This window comes from Acrocarpospora macrocephala (assembly GCF_009687865.1).
In the GTDB taxonomy this organism is placed as follows: Bacteria; Actinomycetota; Actinomycetes; order Streptosporangiales; family Streptosporangiaceae; genus Acrocarpospora; species Acrocarpospora macrocephala.
This window is the reverse complement of the sequence record NZ_BLAE01000077.1, coordinates 13,168-29,958: the sequence shown is the minus strand read 5'-3', so window position 1 is coordinate 29,958 and position 16,791 is coordinate 13,168. Positions and strand designations below refer to the sequence as shown.

11 protein-coding genes are annotated in these 16,791 nt (G+C 68.1%); 6 read left to right on the top strand and 5 right to left on the bottom strand.

Annotated elements, in window-relative coordinates; all coding sequences use genetic code 11:
* Positions 1-89: 89 nt before the first annotated feature.
* Entirely contained in the window at positions 90-1,601 is a 1,512-nt protein-coding gene (locus tag Amac_RS45155) for a long-chain-fatty-acid--CoA ligase (protein ID WP_155360608.1), read from the bottom strand.
* Positions 1,602-1,693: 92 nt separating this feature from the next.
* On the opposite strand from Amac_RS45155, the gene Amac_RS45150 reads away from it, so the two are divergent.
* The 3 genes from Amac_RS45150 (at position 1,694) to Amac_RS45140 (ending at position 5,841) form a co-directional block, all read left to right on the top strand.
* Positions 1,694-3,238, top strand: coding sequence for a GMC family oxidoreductase (locus Amac_RS45150; protein WP_155360607.1), 1,545 nt, complete (start codon positions 1,694-1,696; stop codon positions 3,236-3,238).
* Positions 3,235-4,503, top strand: a complete 1,269-nt coding sequence (locus tag Amac_RS45145; RefSeq protein ID WP_155360606.1) for a cytochrome P450 — start codon at positions 3,235-3,237, stop codon at positions 4,501-4,503. Before Amac_RS45150 ends, Amac_RS45145 begins: the two co-directional genes overlap by 4 nt.
* A 66-nt stretch (positions 4,504-4,569) precedes the next feature.
* Positions 4,570-5,841, top strand: coding sequence for a cytochrome P450 (locus Amac_RS45140; RefSeq protein ID WP_155360605.1), 1,272 nt, complete (start codon positions 4,570-4,572; stop codon positions 5,839-5,841).
* Between the two features lie 51 nt (positions 5,842-5,892).
* Here the strand turns inward: Amac_RS45140 and Amac_RS45135 are convergent, their stop codons facing one another.
* Positions 5,893-7,836, bottom strand: coding sequence for a hypothetical protein (locus tag Amac_RS45135; RefSeq protein ID WP_155360604.1), 1,944 nt, complete (start codon positions 7,834-7,836; stop codon positions 5,893-5,895).
* A gap of 464 nt (positions 7,837-8,300) precedes the next feature.
* Here Amac_RS45135 and leuS point away from each other — a divergent pair, with 464 nt between their 5' ends.
* On the top strand, positions 8,301-10,757 hold the full coding sequence (gene leuS, locus Amac_RS45130; RefSeq protein ID WP_155360603.1) for a leucine--tRNA ligase: 2,457 nt from the start codon (positions 8,301-8,303) through the stop codon (positions 10,755-10,757).
* Between the two features lie 214 nt (positions 10,758-10,971).
* Positions 10,972-13,467, top strand: coding sequence for a cellulase family glycosylhydrolase (locus Amac_RS56885; protein ID WP_155360602.1), 2,496 nt, complete (start codon positions 10,972-10,974; stop codon positions 13,465-13,467).
* A 62-nt stretch (positions 13,468-13,529) separates the two neighbouring features.
* Here the strand turns inward: Amac_RS56885 and Amac_RS45120 are convergent, their stop codons facing one another.
* From Amac_RS45120 to lexA, 3 genes are all read right to left on the bottom strand, one after another.
* Complete coding sequence (locus Amac_RS45120; protein ID WP_246269114.1) at positions 13,530-14,327, bottom strand: aminotransferase class I/II-fold pyridoxal phosphate-dependent enzyme; 798 nt, start codon at positions 14,325-14,327, stop codon at positions 13,530-13,532.
* The gene (locus Amac_RS56880) at positions 14,279-14,656 is read right to left on the bottom strand and encodes a hypothetical protein (RefSeq protein ID WP_246269113.1); all 378 of its coding nucleotides are present in this window, start codon (positions 14,654-14,656) and stop codon (positions 14,279-14,281) included. The genes Amac_RS45120 and Amac_RS56880 overlap by 49 nt, the downstream gene beginning before the upstream one ends.
* Before the next feature lie 398 nt (positions 14,657-15,054).
* On the bottom strand, positions 15,055-15,756 hold the full coding sequence (lexA, locus tag Amac_RS45115; RefSeq protein WP_155360630.1) for a transcriptional repressor LexA: 702 nt from the start codon (positions 15,754-15,756) through the stop codon (positions 15,055-15,057).
* A 287-nt stretch (positions 15,757-16,043) separates the two neighbouring features.
* Here lexA and Amac_RS45110 point away from each other — a divergent pair, with 287 nt between their 5' ends.
* Positions 16,044-16,343 carry a LysM peptidoglycan-binding domain-containing protein gene (locus tag Amac_RS45110; protein WP_170322983.1) on the top strand — a complete coding sequence of 100 codons (300 nt, stop codon included), beginning with the start codon at positions 16,044-16,046 and terminating at the stop codon, positions 16,341-16,343.
* Positions 16,344-16,791: the final 448 nt, after the last annotated feature.

The window sequence follows — 16,791 nt, the reverse complement described above, 5'->3', positions numbered from 1 at the left end:
GTGTCTCCCCGGAAACATGGATGGCGGCCTGACCGTACCCGCGCCCCCTACCCGCATTGTTTCCGGGGAACCACATCAAGAAATTACGGCTACCGCAGTTCGCGTTTGAGGATCTTGCCGGTGGCGGTCATCGGCAGGCTGTCGCGGAACTCCACGATCCGGGGGTATTTGTAGGCCGCCATCATCTCCTTGGACCAGGCGACTAAATCGTCTTCCTGGACGGTGGCGCCGGGCTTGAGGATGACGTACGCCTTGACTTCCTCGCCGAGGGACTCGTGCGCGACACCCACGACGGCGGCCAGCGAGACGGCCTCGTGGGTCATCAGGACCTCCTCGATCTCCCGGGGATAGACGTTGAAACCACCCCGGATGATCATGTCCTTGGCCCGGTCGATGATGAAGTAGTAGCCGTCCTCGTCCCGCCTGGCCACGTCGCCGGTGCGGAACCAGCCGTCGCGCATGACCTCCTGGGTGGCCTCCGGACGGTTGTAGTACCCCTTCATCACGTTGTGGCCGCGAATGGCGATCTCGCCCACGTCCTCGACGGTGTTCCAGTCGCTGTCGATCAGCTTCATCTCCACGCCCCAGGCGGGGGTGCCGATCGATCCGGCTTTGGGGACCTTGGCGAGCTGGTTGAAGGAGGCGACGGGCGAGGTCTCCGACAGGCCGTACCCTTCCAGGATGGCCACGCCGAAGGTCTTCTCGAAGTCCTTGAGCACTTCGAGCGGGAGGGCCGAGCCGCCGGCGACGGCCGTGACCAGGGACGTCGGGGCTTCGGCCACCGAGGTGAGCAGGGCCCAGTACATGGTGGGCACGCCCGCGAACAGGGTGACCCGCTCCTGGGCCATCAGGCGCAGCGCCTCGCCGGGTTCGAAGCGTGGCATCAGCACGAGCGTGGCGCGGCGGCGGAAACCCGCGTTCATGATCACGGTCTGGCCGAAGGAGTGGAACAGCGGCAGCGTGGCCAGATACACGTCCTGCGGCTGGCGCGGGAACATCTCGTCGCTGATCATGGCGTTGATCAGCATGTTCTGGTGGCTCAGCTCGGCGCCCTTGGGCTGCCCGGTGGTGCCGCTGGTGTAGAGGATCACCGCGGTGTCCTCGGCGGAGGTCTGCACGGTCTCGAACACGTTGGAGACGCCGTCGAGCGCGGCCCAGATCGTCTCGCCGTACGGCGATTCGGTGGCCAGCGGAGTCGCGGGCAGCACGATGAAGTGCTCGGCGGCGGAGTCCTCGAACCCGGCCCGACCACGCTCGCCGAGCGGCAGCTCGGGGGTGCCCTCGAAGCAGAACAGCGCCTTCGCCTCGGAGTCGGCCAGATGGTAGGCGATCTCCCGGCCCTGCAGCAGCACGTTGAGCGGCACCACCGTCGCCCCGGTCTTCAGGATCCCGAAGTACACGAACGGGAAGTACGGCAGGTTGGGACAGGCGAGCGCGACCTTGTCGCCCTTGCCGATGCCCCGCGACACCAGCAGATTGGCCACCTGGTTGGCCACGGAGTCGATGAACGAGTACGGCAGGCGGAGGTCGCCGAAGACCACGGCGGTGCGGTCCGGGGTCTCCCGGGCGGTGTCCTCCAGCACGATGGACAGATTGAGCATGTGCACATAGTTCCATCGCCACCATACCGACCGGTAGGTACCACGAGGTTGCGAACTGGACGCATTCCAGGAACCGGAGTAAGTACGGAGTTATGGATTTCGACTACGTGATCGTCGGGGCGGGTTCGGCCGGCTGCGTCCTGGCCGCCCGGTTGAGCGAGGACCCGAACGTCAAGGTCGCGCTGATCGAGGCCGGCGGCAGCGACCGCAAGCTGGAGGTCCGCATGCCGGCCGGCTTCTCCAAGCTGTTCAAGACGCCCTGCGACTGGGACTACAGCACGACGAAGCAGGCCGAGCTCGCGGGCCGGGAGCTGTACTGGCCGCGCGGGCGCATGCTCGGCGGGACCTCCTCGATGAACGCGCAGATGTGGGTGCGCGGCACCGCCCTCGACTACGACCAGTGGGACCTGCCCGGCTGGAGCTACGACGAAGTCCTGCCCTACTTCCGCCGCGCGGAACGGCGCGCCGGTTCCAACCACGGCGACGTGTACGGCACCGACGGCCCGATCACGATCTCCGAACTGCGCAGCCCCAACGTCATCACCGCCGCCTTCCTGGCGGCGTGCGAGGAGATCGGCCTGACCCGGCTGGCCGAGGTGAACGGCCACACCAACGAGGGCTACGGCACGACCCCGGTCACCCAGCTCCGCGGCCACCGCTGGAGCGCCGCGGACGCCTACCTGCGCCCGGCCATGAACCGCGCCAACCTCACCGTGCTGACCGCCGCGCACGTGCACAAGGTGCTGATCGAGGACGGCCGCGCGGTGGGCGTCCTATACGGCGACGACCTGCGGGTGCGGGCCGCCCGCGAGGTCATCCTGTCGGCGGGCGCGATCGGCTCGCCGCAGCTGCTGATGCTGTCCGGCGTGGGCGACCCGGACGTGCTGGCCGACGACCTCATCGACCTGGTGCACCCCTCGCCGCAGGTCGGCGCGAACCTGATGGACCACCTGGTCACCGGCGCCTTCTACCAGTGCCCGCAGCCGGTCACGCTGAGCGGCGCGGAGTCGCTGCCGAACCTGCTGAACTTCCTGTTCCGGCGGCGCGGCATGCTCACCACCAGCGTGGCCGAGGCGATCGCGTTCATCCGGACCAGCCCCGCCGAGCCCGCCCCCGACATCGAGCTGGTCTTCGTGCCGGGGCCGTTCGTCGACCACGGCCTGACCAAACCGTCCGGGCACGGGATCACCGTGGGCGCCGTGCTGCTCCAGCCCGAGAGCAGGGGTCGGATCACGGTGCGGGATGGGCAGGCGGTCATCGATCCGGCGTACCTGACCGCCGAGGCCGACCTGCGGCGGCTGGTCGCCGGGCTGAAGATGGCCAAGCGGGTGGCCGCTGCCACGGCGCTCCAGCCGTACGCGGGGGCGCCGATGGAGCCGTACTGGGGGCCGGAGAGCGACGAGGAGCTGGCCCGCTGGATCCGCGAGCGCGCCGAGACCATCTACCACCCGGTCGGCACCTGCCGGATGGGCGCGGACGAGGACTCCGTCGTCGATCCGGAGCTGCGGGTGCGAGGCGTGGCCGGGCTGCGGGTCGTGGACGCGTCGATCATGCCGACGCTCAACCGCGGGCACACCCACGCGCCCACCGTCATGATCGCCGAAAGGGCGGCAGACCTCCTGAAGGCCGCATCATGAGCGTGACCGCCGACATCGACCTCTCCTACATCCCGTTCTGGGGACGCCCCCAGCAGGAGCGCGTGGACGCCTTCCGCCGCCTCCGCCAGCTGGAGCACCCGGTCTTCTGCTACGAGAACAGGGTGCCCTTCATCAAGCAGGGCAAGGGCTACTACGCGCTGGTACGGCACGCCGACGTCACCGAGGCCAGCCGCAACGCCGGGATCTTCAGCAGCGAACCCACCTCCAACAGCATCCCCGACATGCCCAACTGGCTGGCCGTCTACTTCGGCTCGATGATCAACATGGACGACCCCAAGCACGCCCGGCTGCGCCGGATCGTCTCGCGCGCCTTCACCCCGCGCATCCTCGCCAAGATGGAGGAGGACCTGCAGCGCGCCGCCGGGGAGATCGTCGCCAATGCGCCGGACTCCGGCGACTTCGTCCGCGAGATCGCCGCCCGGCTGCCGGTCCAGGTGATCTGCGACATGATGGGCATCCCGCCCGACCGGCACGACGAGATCCTCCGCCACACCAACGTCATCCTGGCCAACGCCGACGCCGAATACTCCGGCATCACCGTCGACTTCAGCCACCCGGACGCCCCCTTCCGCCGCTGGCCGGTGGCACGCGGGCTGCTCAAGCTGATCAAGGCCGGGCGCGCGCTCAGCCTGCTGGCCCAGCGGCTCGGCCGGGAGCGGCGCAAACACCCGACCGGCGACCTGACCTCACTGCTGGTCAACGGCGAGGAGCACCTGACCCCCCAGGAGCTCGGCTCGTTCTTCATCCTGCTCGTGGTGGCGGGGAGCGAGACCACCAGGAACGCGATCGCCCACGGGCTGAAGCTGCTCACCGACAATCCGCAGCAGCGGGAGGTGCTCCTGAGCGACTTCGAGAAGCACGTGCCCGGCACGGTCGAGGAGATCATCAGGTACGCGACACCCGTGATCCAGTTCCGCCGTACCCTGACCAGGGACCACACCATGAACGGCATGGACTATCGCGCGGGCGACAAGGTGCTGCTGTTCTACAACTCGGCCAACCGGGACGAGGCCGTGTTCACCGACCCGGACGTGTTCGACATCACCCGCAGCCCGAACCCGCACGTCGGGTTCGGCGGGCCAGGGCCGCACTACTGCCTGGGCGCGCACCTGGCCCGGCGCGAGATCACCGTCATGTTCCGCGAGCTGTTCACCCGGCATCCGGGGATCCGTACCGTGGGGGAGCCCGACTACCTGCTGTCCAACTTCGTCAACGGCGTCAAACACGTGGACTACACCTGGTGATCAACCGCCGTGCCGCGGCCACCTGTGGCAGGATGGAACAGAACGTCATTCTGGAGGGGTGGCCGTATGACGACTTCGCCGGTTGAGCGCGCGCCGATATCATCGGCAGCCGACATCAACCTGTCCGACTGGGACTTCTGGGGTCGTCCCATGGGCGAGCGGGAACACGCGTTCCGGCTGCTCCGCGAGCTGGACATGCCCGCGTTCTTCGCCGAGCCCGAGGTCTCCTTCGCCCCGCCGGGGGTGGGCTACCACGCGCTGGTGCGGCACGCCGACATCCTGGAGGCGAGCCGGAACCCGGACGTCTTCTGCTCGGGCGCCGGCGGCGCGACCAACATCGTGGACATGCCGGCCGAGTTCATCGAGTACTTCGGCTCCATGATCAGCATGGACGATCCCCGGCACGCTCGCCTGCGGCGCATCGTCTCCCGTGCCTTCACGCCCAAGATGATCAAGCAGTTCGAGGCGGACGTGGAGACGGCCGCCGGCCAGATCGTAGACGATCTCATCGCCACCGGCTCCGGCTGCGACTTCGTCACCGAAGTGGCCGCCCGGCTGCCCTTGAAGATCATCTGCGACATGATGGGCATCCCCGAGAGCGACTACCGCTTCGTCTTCGACCGCTCGAACGTCATCCTCGGCGCCTCCGACCCCGAATACGTCAGCGACCCCGCGGCCATCGCCACCTCGCTGCTCACCGCCGGGATGGAACTCCAGCAGCTGGTCCAGGACCTGGCCGCGCACCGCCTCGGCACGCCTACCGACGACCTCATCTCCGCGCTGGTCAACGCCAACATCGACGGCGAGCAGCTGACCGCGCAGGAGCTCGGCTCGTTCTTCATCCTGCTCGTGGTGGCCGGCAACGAGACCACCAGGAACGCCATCTCGCACGGCTTACGCCTGCTCACCGATAACCTCGACCAGAAAGCGCGCTGGCTCGAAGACGTGGACGGCCGGGCCGCCGGCGCGGTCGAGGAGATCGTCCGGCTGGCGGCGCCCGTCAACTACATGCGGCGCAAGGTGACGCGCGACCACGTCATGAACGGCAACCTCTACCGGACGGGCGAGAAGGTCGTCATGTACTACTGGTCGGCCAACCGGGACGAGCGGGTGTTCGCCGAGCCGGACCGGTTCGACATCGGCCGCAGCCCCAACCCGCACGTCGGGTTCGGCGGTCCTGGGCCGCACTTCTGCCTCGGGGCTCACCTGGCCCGGCGCGAGATCACGGTCATGTTCCGCGAGCTGCTGCGCCGGGTCCCGCAGATCGAGGCCGGGCCGCCGGAGCGGCTCTTCTCCAGCTTCATCAACGGGATCAAGCACATGGACTGCACGTTCTAAATTGATCTGGACAGCCGCGGCGATGAGTCGCCTATGCGGCTGTCCAGTTGGTTAAGAGTTCGCGACCTTGATGGACTTGAACACGGTGCCCACATCGGGGAGCAGATCGTCCTTGATGTCGGGCACCTGCATGTAGACGATCGACGGCAGCGGCGCGCCGGTGTTCACCGCGGCGACCACCACCAGCGTCTTCCCGCCGTCGTCGCTCACCTCGTAGGCGGCGAGCTGGCCGATCCCGCCGCGCAGCTTCTGCTGCCCGACCTTGGCCACCTTGTTGCCCTTCGGGAACAGGTTCTGCCTGGCTTTGAAGACCACCGCGCTCAGCACCGGGCGCAGGTCGTCGGCCGTGGTGTACTTGGCCGCCAGGTCCTGTGCCAGCGGGCCGGACATGACCTGGGCGAACTGCGGCTTGCCCTTCGTGGTCAGGCCCGCGCTGACGAACTGCCGGGTGACGTAGCCGTAGGTGGCCAGGTTCTTCTGCTGGTCCACGTCCGTCTTCCACTGGCCGCCGAGCTTCGGGATCGAGACCCGCGACTCGCTGTCGGCGATCCTGCCCTGTACGGGGGACGGGGTGCCCTCATACTCCAGCAGGCTCGCGGCCTGGGGCTGGGAGGCGTTGGACGCGGACGCCTTCGACGGCGACGGGGAGGGCTGGCTGGGGGCGGCGTCGTCGCTGCTGGCCAGCGGGCCCGCCAGGAACGCCCACAGCAGGGCCCCGATCAGCGCGATCAGGACGGAACCGGCGAGGGCGAACAGCCAGATGGGGCGGCCGCGCTCCTCGTCCTCGTACTCCTCGATGGCCTGGTAGTTCTCGCCGAAGACGTTGTTCCAGAGTTCCTGCTGGCGGTGGGCGGGAGGGGTCTTCGGGCCGCTGATCTGGCCGGCGGTGACGAACGGCTTGTACTGGTCGTCGCCCTGCGGGTGCTGCTGGGCCTGCGGGTGTTGCGGGCCCTGCGGGTGTTGTTGTTGCGGGGGGCGCTGGCCGGCCATCGGGAACTGGGGGACGCCGTGTTCGCCGGTTTGCGGGCCTGTGTAGGCGGGGGATTGCTGGGGTAGGGCGGCTTGCGGTGGGGCGGAGGCGTCCGCTCGGTAGAGGGGGGTTTCGCCGGTTCCGAAAGCCTGCGGGCTCACCATGCCGAACGTCTGGGGGTCGCGGGGGCCGGGTTGCTGCTGGGGCTCGGGCGGGCGGTTGCCGTGGCGGGGCGGGGCCTGCTCGTACTGGCCGGGCTGCTCGAACTGGCCCGGCTGTCCGTGTTGTCCGGGCTGTAGGTGTTGCCCGGGCTGGCCATGCTGACCGGGTAGCCCATGCTGTGCGGGCTGTGCGGGCTGGCCGAGCGTGGGCGTGCCGAAGGGGCCGGTCGAGAAGGGCTCGTGGGCCGGGTGCTCAGGTTCTCGCTGCCATGCCTCTCGGGGGTGGCGGTCCTGTGACTGCGGGTCGCGGAACTGGGGGTCACGGAACTGCGGGTCAAGCGGCTGCGGGTTGCGGAACTGCGGGTCGAGCGGCTGCGGGTCGCGGAACTGCGGGTCGCGCGGCGGCTGCTCGCGGAACTGCTCGCGGGGGTCACGCGGTTGAGGGTCGCGGAACTGCTGTTCGCGGGGATCGCGTGGCTGGGGATCGCGGAACTGCTGCTCGCGAGGGTCTCGCGGCGGGGGTTCGCGGAACTGGAAGTCGCGGGGTTGCTGGTCGCGGGGTGGCTGCGGTTCCATCGGCTGGCCGGGCTGCGGGTCGCGGTAGAGCGGTCTGCCGAAGGGGTCGGTGCCGCCGCGGCCCACCCGGGGCTGCTGGTCGTAGTCGTTGAGCGGGGGCGGGAGGACCGGGTGCTCGCCCGTCCGGTAGGGGCGCTGGCCGTACGGATCGGCGGCGGGCGGGGGCTCGAATGAGCGGCCCGGCGGGGTGGGCCCGGAGGCCGGGGGGACCTCGGGCCAGGCCGGGGGAACCTCCGGCCAGCCGCCACGAGCAGCGGCTCGCTGCGACTCGTCGTGCTCCGAGGGCATGGGACCTCCCGAGTTCATGCCCGAATTAGGGGCGCCTGGCATGATCTCATGCGACCCGGGGGGCACCGCAGCGAAACCCGAGAATGCCCCGCGGAACTGCTCACCCGTGGGGTCGGTCGGCGGATCCTGCATCGGAAGATCCGTTTGCCGGAATTCCGGGCCCGATCCCGGCTCGACTGAGTTCGCCACGAGATGAGGGTAAAGGAAAGGGACACCAGCGGTCACAACGGATCTATCACCATCGGGTATCGGCAGTTGACTCCGCGTGTAAGATCCGCTCTCTCGTACGATAACGTCGGCGATCCGGTTGCAGACTGCGCTAGTCTTGGGTTATGCGTGCGGAGACCCTGCTTCTTACCGGGCCGCATCGAGTGAGCTGATCTCAAGCCTCGATGCGGCTGCCCCTCGTGCTGTTTGCCGGGGGGTTTTCTTATGGGCAGGTGGCGATAAATCAGGAGTGAACCGTGGATGAGCAGGTGTACGACCCGCAGGCGCTGCAGGCCAAGTGGCAGCCGCGCTGGGAGGAACTGAAGCCCTACGCCGCGAGCGAGGACCCGGCCGACCCCCGGCCGCGTAAGTACATGCTCGACATGTTCCCCTACCCCTCCGGCGACCTGCACATGGGCCACGGCGAGGTGTTCGCGATCGCGGACGTGGTCGCCCGCTACTGGTTCCAGAAGGGTTACAACGTCCTGCACCCGATCGGGTGGGACTCCTTCGGCCTGCCCGCCGAGAACGCGGCGATCAAGCGCAACGCGCACCCGGCCGAGTGGACCTACGCCAACATCGAGACCCAGGCCAACTCCTTCAAGCGGTACGGCATCTCCTTCGACTGGACCCGCCGCCTGCACACCAGCGACCCCGAGTACTTCCGCTGGAACCAGTGGCTGTTCAACCGGTTCTTCGAGCGCGGCCTGGCCTACCGGAAGGGCGGCCTGGTCAACTGGTGCCCGAACGACCAGACGGTGCTGGCCAACGAGCAGGTCGTGCAGGGCAAGTGCGAGCGCTGCGGCGCCGTGGTGGTGCGACGCGAGCTGACCCAGTGGTACTTCAAGATCACTGACTACGCGGACCGGCTGCTGGACGACATGGCGCAGCTGGAGGGCGGCTGGCCCGAGCGAGTGCTGACCATGCAGCGGAACTGGATCGGCCGCTCCACCGGCGCGGACGTGCGGTTCCAGATCGAAGGCCGGGAGGAGCCGGTCACCGTCTACACCACCCGCCCGGACACGCTGTTCGGCGCCACCTTCTTCGTGGTCGCCGCGGACGCGCCGCTGGCCGCCGAGATCTGCGCTCCGGAGGAATTGGGCGCGCTGGAGGCGTACCGCGCGGAAGTGGCCAAGCTGACCGACATCGAGCGGCTGGCCACCGACAAGGAGAAGACCGGCGTCTTCCTGGGCGTGCACGCGATCAACCCGGTCAACGGGGAGCGCATCCCGGTCTGGGCGGCCGACTACGTGCTGGCCGACTACGGGCATGGCGCGATCATGGCGGTGCCCGCGCACGACCAGCGCGACCTGGACTTCGCCCGCAAGTTCGAGCTGCCGGTCCGGGTCGTCGTGCACACCGGCATGGCCGACCCGGGCGAGACCGGGATCGCCACGCCAGGCGAGGGCACGCTGGTCAACTCCGGGCCGCTGGACGGCCTGGCCAAGGCGGAGGCGATCGCCCGGATCATCGAGGTCCTGGAGGGGCACGGCACCGGCCGGGCCACGGTCAACTACCGGCTGCGCGACTGGCTGCTGTCCCGGCAGCGGTTCTGGGGGACGCCGATCCCGATCATCCACTGCCCCGACTGCGGCGAGGTGCCCGTACCCGACGAGCAGTTGCCGGTGACGCTGCCGGACCTGCGCGGCGAAGCCCTGGCGCCGCGCGGGGTGTCCCCGCTGGCCTCGGCCACCGACTGGGTGAACGTGCCCTGCCCCAAGTGCGCGGGTCCCGCCAAGCGCGACACCGACACGATGGACACTTTCGTCGACTCGTCGTGGTATTTCCTGCGGTACGTGGATCCGACGTACGAGGACGGGCCCTTCGATGTGGAGCGGGTCCGCAAGTGGGGGCCGATCGACCAGTACGTGGGCGGGGTCGAGCATGCCGTGCTGCACCTGCTGTACAGCCGGTTCTTCACCAAGGTGCTGCACGACATGGGCATGGTCGACTTCGTCGAGCCCTTCCTGCGGCTGCTGAACCAGGGCCAGGTCATCAACGAGGGCAAGGCCATGTCCAAGAACCTGGGCAACGGCGTGGACCTGGGGCAGCAGATCGACGCGTACGGGGTGGACGCCGTCCGGCTGACCATGGTGTTCGCCGGGCCGCCCGAGGACGACATCGACTGGGCGGATGTGTCCCCGTTCGCGTCGCAGAAGTTCCTGGCGCGGGCGTTCCGGGTGATGACCGAGGTGTCCAGCGCGCCCGGCGTCGACCCGGCCACCGGGGACCTGGCGCTGCGCAAGGTCACCCATCGCACCCTGGACGAGGTCACCCGGCTGGTGGAGAGCAACCGGTTCAACGTCGCCGTGGCGCGCATGATGGAGCTGACCTCGGCCACGCGCAAGGCCATCGACTCCGGGCCCGGCGCCGCCGATCCGGCCGTCCGGGAGGCCGCCGAGACGCTGGCGATCATGCTGTCGCTGGTCGCGCCGTACGTTGCGGAGGAAGGCTGGGAGCGGCTGGGGCACCAGCCGTCGGTGGCGCTGGCCGGATGGCCGGCCGCCGACCCGGCGCTGCTGGTGCTGGACTCGGTGACGTGCGTGGTGCAGGTGGCGGGCAAGGTCCGCGACCGGCTGGAAGTTTCACCGGACATTTCGGACGCTGACCTGGAGGTGCTGGCCCTGGAGTCCGACAAGGTCCGGTCGTACCTGTCCGGGGCTCCGCGCAAGGTCATCGTGCGTGCGCCGAAGCTGGTGAACATCGTCCCGTGAGGCGTTGTCCCGGCGTGGGGGGTCCGCTCGCCGCGCCGGGACATTGACCGTGGTGTCGCCCGGCGCTCAAAATTGCGGCGAGCCACACATGTTGAATATTGGCGTGCGGTCAGGGCATGCCGCGACCACCGCCGCTCGGTTGAGCGGCGGTTCTTGGGGTGCGCGCTGACCATCGGCTCATGGCGGCCGTCCCCAGGGTGGAGGGCGGTCTACCTTGTCCAGATTTTTCACCACTTCAAGGCTCGGCAGAGTCCTGGGGTCCATCGCCGTCAGCGCGGGGATGGTGGCGGCGATGCTCGTCGCGACCAGCTCCCCGGCCAACGCGGCCGGGACCGGCACCGGATACCTGCACACCTCAGGCAACAAGATCGTCGACGCGACCGGCGCGACCGTTCGGATCACCGGTATCAACTGGTTCGGCATGGAAACGGACAACAAGACGTTCCATGGCCTCTGGGCGAGCGTGACGTGGAAGTCCCAGATCGACCACATGGCGCAGCTTGGGTACAACACCATCCGGGTGCCGTACTCCGATGACGCGCTCAAGGCGGGCGCGGTCGCGACCGGCATCAACGACTTCACCAACCCCGACCTCATCGGCCTCTCACCCCTCCAGATCCTGGACCGGGTGATCGAGTACGCCGGGACCAAGGGCATGCGGATCATCCTGGACCGGCACCGGCCCACCGCCGCCGGGCAGTCGGCGCTCTGGTACACCTCCGCCGTGCCGGAGAGCACCTGGATCGCCAACTGGCGGATGCTGGCCCAGCGGTATGCCGGCAACACCACCGTCATCGGCGCCGACCTGCACAACGAGCCGCACGCCGAGGGCACCAACCCGAACGCGACCGGCTCCTGCTGGGGCTGCGGCGTGGAGGCCCGCGACTGGCGGCTGGCCGCCGAGCGCGCCGGCAACGCCATCCTCGCGGTCCAGCCCAACTGGCTGATCTTCGTCGAGGGTGTCAGCTGCCCGAGCGGCGGGCTGTCCAACGTGTGGGACAACGACCCCAGCAACGACGAGGACTGCGGCTGGTGGGGCGGCAACCTGACGAAGGCAGGGGAGTTCCCGGTCCGGCTCAACGTGGCCAACCGGCTGGTCTACTCGCCGCACGAGTACGCGACCTCGGTGTTCAACCAGTCGTGGTTCAGCGACCCGACGTACCCGGCCAACATGCCGGCCATCTGGGACAAGTACTTCGGCTACATCCACAAGCAGAACATCGCGCCGATCATGATGGGCGAGTTCGGCAGCACGCTGGCCAGCAACGTGGACCGGATCTGGCTGACCGAGCTGATGCGATACACCGGGACCGGGGTGAACGGGATGTCGTTCACGTACTGGTCGTGGAACCCGAACTCGGGGGATACCGGGGGAATCGTGATGGACGACTGGGTGACGGTGCAGACCGCCAAGCAGAACATCCTCCAGCCGTACCTGATCGCCCCGGTTCCGCCGGGATCCTCCCCTAACCCGACGGACACGACCCCGCCGAGCACTCCCGCTGGTCTGGCGGCTTCCGGGACGACGTCCACGGGGACCCAGCTGGCGTGGACCGCCTCCACCGACACCGGTGGTAGTGGTCTGGCTGGGTACGACATCCTTCGGGCGCCTGGCAATTCTGGCGGCACGTTCACCGTGGTCGGCGATTCAACGACCGCGTCCTTCGCGGCGACGGGCCTTACGGCTGGTACGACCTATCGGTTCCAGGTCCGGGCCCGTGATGGCGCGGGTAACCAGTCCGCGGTCTCCAACACGGTGACCGTGACGACTACAGCCGCCACCGATACGACCCCGCCGAGCACTCCCGCCGGTCTGGCGGCCTCCGGAACGACCTCGACCGGGACTCAGCTGGCGTGGACCGCGTCCACTGACACCGGTGGCAGCGGTTTGGCTGGGTACGACATCCTTCGGGCCCCTGGGGCTTCTGGTGGCACGTTCGCCGTGATCGGCGATTCAACGACGGCGTCTTTCGCGGCGACGGGCCTTACGGCTGGTACGACCTATCGGTTCCAGGTGCGGGCCCGTGATGGCGCGGGTAACCAGTCCGCGGTCTCCAACACGGTGACCGTGACGACCACTGCCGCCACCGACACGACCCCGCCGAGCACACCCGCGGGTCTGGCGGCTTCCGGGACGACGTCCACGGGGACCCAGCTGGCGTGGACCGCCTCCACCGACACCGGTGGCAGCGGTTTGGCCGGATATGACATCCTCCGGGCTCCGGGCGCTTCTGGTGGCACCTTCGCCGTGGTCGGCATCTCGACGACCGCCTCCTTCGCGGCCACCGGCCTTACGGCTGGTACGACGTACCGGTTCCAGGTCCGGGCCCGTGACGGCGCGGGCAACCAGTCCGCGGTCTCCAACACGATCACCGTGACCACCACCGGCACCGTAACCGGCGGCTGCTCGGTCGCGGCCACCACCCAGAGCGCCTGGCAGAACGGCTACGTCATCCAGCCGATCAACGTCACCAACACCGGCACCTCGGGAATCACCGGCTGGACGGTGACCTTCACCCTCCCGGCCGGACACACGATCACCGGCTTCTGGAACGCGGTCATCACCGTCAGCGGCCAAACCGTCACCGCCAAGAACACCTCCTCCAACGGCACCTTGGCCTCCAGCGGCACCACCAACTTCGGCTTCCAAGCCAGCCGCCCCAACAACGACTCCACCCTCCCCTCGGCCTACACCTGCACCTCTCCCTAACCCCAAGAAACCCGCGAGGGCCGAGCCTCGGCCCTCGCGGTACTCCGCTCGGAGGCAGATATTCAGGCCCTGACTATGTCCCCCTTTGGGGAGGGCATCGCAGCCGCGATCCTGGTGAGCATTTCCTCCAGGATCGGGCCTGACGTGCCGAAGTTGAGGCGGGCGAAGCCATCTGGAGCGCCGAACAGCGGGCCGGGGTTCAGCCGGACCCTGGCCTCGCTTTCCAGGTATCCAGCCGCGTCCGGGATGCCGAAGTCGAGCCAGCCCAGGTAGGTGGCGGCCGGGATCTGGTAGCGGACGTGCGGGGGGATACGTTCGGCGATCAGCTTGCGGTTGCGGTCGAGGATCGACATGACCTCGGCCAGCCACATGTCCCCGTGCCGCCAAGCGGCGACGGTGGCTTCCACGGCCAGCACGCTGGCAGCGCCGTACAGGTGGGGCGGTTGCGCGTTGAGTGCCGCTCTGACACCCGGATGCCCGAGATGTGCCACCGCGCAGTGCACGCCGCCCATGTTGAACGCCTTGCTGGCCGAAGTGATCGTGATCGTCTGGTCCGGCAGCAGGGTCCCGAAGGGAATGTGCGCGTCCGGCGCGAAAGCCAGATCGGCGTGAACCTCGTCCGAGACAACGATCATGTCGTGCCGTTCGGCGAGTTCGGCCAGTTCGTGTAATTCGGCCAGGGTGAAGCAATGCCCAGTGGGATTGTGCGGATTGACCAGAAGCAACACCTTGGCCCCTCCGGCGTCCGCTGGCCGCTCGAAGTGCCAGGTCTTCCCGTCGGCAACCAGTTCCAGCGGAACCGGCCGCCGATTCATGGTCCGCAACGTGTCCAGGAACGCGTTGTACGTGGGGGTGTGCACCAGCACGCCATCCCCCGGCTCAGCATGAGATGCAGGACGATCTGCAGAATCTGGTTCAGATCCGTGAACGAGCGCACCAGCCCAGGATCCGTATGGAAGTCATACCGGGCCTCCATCCGCTCCGAGAACGCCTCAGCCAGCGGCCCCCCCACCGTCGAGTCGTCCAGCCAGCCGGGATAACCCAGATCGGTGTCCACCCGCCGCAACACGGCTTCCCGCACGGCCTCTGGCGGCGGAAAATCCATATCCGCGACCCAGGCCGGAATCACCCCCGCCCCGACCTGCGTCCACTTGAGCCCATCCCGAACAGCGACATCAACCAAGCTCAACTCATCAAGTCTCCGACCCACAATTCAGGATATTTCCCCATAAACGGGCACGTTACTATGAATACCGATTAACGATCACATCGGCCGTCCCGTCCGGTTGATCAAGCCGTGCGGCTGGACCGCCTCGAGCGACGCCGCTACTTCGCCGACACCGGCACACCCGCTCCATCTGCTCAAGTCGTGCGGCGGGACTACCTCGAATGATGTCGCTGCTTCGCTGACGCTGGCGCCGTCAGCTGATCAAGCCGCGCAGCCGCAGCCGAACGACGCCGCCACCCCGAAGAGCCACAGCCCCGGCCGCTGAGGCGGACGGGGCTGGGTGGTTCGCCGTTGTGGGCGCGTTCGTCTGTCGCAATGGTCAAGGAGGCGATTCCTTGGCCGAGTGGCACCGCACGGCGTTACAGCTTGCGGAGGACGGCCGTGACCTTGCCGAGGACGGTGGCCTCGTCGCCGGGGATGGGCTCGTAGTTGGCGTTGTGGGGGACCAGCCAGACGTGGTTGTCCTTGCGCTTGAACGTCTTCACGGTGGCCTCGCCGTCGATCATGGCGGCCACGATGTCGCCGTTGTCGGCGACCGGCTGCTGGCGGACCACGACCCAGTCGCCGTCGGCGATGGCGGCCTCGATCATCGAGTCGCCGCTGACCTGGAGCAGGAACAGGGTGCCTTCGCCGACCAGCTGCTTCGGCAGCGCGAAGACATCCTCGATGCTCTGCTCGGCGAGGATCGGGCCGCCGGCGGCGATCCGGCCGACCAGCGGCACATAGGCGGCGGTCGGGCGATTGAAGCCCGAATCCTCCTCGGCGGCATCCGGGTCGACCCACAGCACCGGCTCACCCGGAAGGCGCACTTCCAGCGCCCGCGGGCGATGCGGGTCCCGGCGCAGGTAGCCCTTGCGCTGAAGGGCGGTGAGCTGATGCGACACACTGGACGTGCTGGTCAGCTGAACGGCCTCGCCGATCTCGCGCATCGACGGGGGATAGCCACGCTGCTGAACGGAATCTCGGATCACCTCAAGGATCTTGCGCTGCCGTGGGGTGAGGCCGAGCGAGTCCCGACGGCGCACCGCCAGGTCACTCACGCTCTCGTCGTGCTGGCTCACCAGACCGTCGCTGTTCACCCGGGCACCTCCCAATCCGTGTTCCCAATGTCGCTCAGAGCGACGGTACCGCGATTCAAGATCATTATCAAACAATTGTTCGATAGTCCTCGAAAACGTCGGTCCCGTGGTGTACAACATCGTACGGGAGTTCGATCGACATCGTGTTCGATTCCGCGATCTTTCTTCCAAGTTTTGATCTTCCTCGGTGGCTGGAGGTAACGATGCAAGCCACGAAACCGTCCATGCGTCCCGATCCGGTCCCCAAAGTCCGATACCCCAGTCCCCCCGTGCGCCTCACCCGCCGGGGACGCATCGTCCTCATCACCTTCGTCGCCGCCCTCACCCTCCTCATCCTCTGGTACGGCACCCGCGCCGCCGTCACCGCCTCGACCGGCCGCCCCGACCACGCGGGCCTCCCCTGGGTCACCGTCCAGGAGGGCGACACCCTCTGGGAAATCGCCACCGCCGTGAGCGAAGGCGACGACCCCGGCCCAATGGTCCGCCAGATCATGAACCTCAACGGCCTACCCGACCCACTGATCCGCCCAGGCTCCAAGCTCTACTTACCCAGCGGCCAAGCCGGCTGACCCGAACGCGTCCCCAGAACCTGGCCAGACGGCCGAACGCGTACGTCTACGACGACAGCGAGGCGGGCCCGCCAACTCCCACGAACACGAAGCCTCGGACCGAACTCGATCATCCCGTGGGCGACTGAACTGGGAAAATCCCGGTCCCGTCAACGCGGCGGGCAGGGCGCGAGCGTGTCCATGGCAGCTGGATGGGAACCCCGCCCGTTTCCGCAAACACGGAAGGCTCGAGCCGAGTGTGTCTGTGGTGGCTGGATGGGGGAGCCCTTACCGGTCCCGCGAGTGCTGAAGGTTCGAGCCGAGTGTGTCCGTGGTGGCTGGATAGGGACAGCTGCCGGTCCGGTGAATGCGGAAGGTTGAGCTGAGTGTCTCCGTGGACGGCTGGATGGGGAGCCCCTGCCAGTCCCCGCGAATGCGGGGGGTTCGGGCCGAGCGCGAGTGTCCAAAG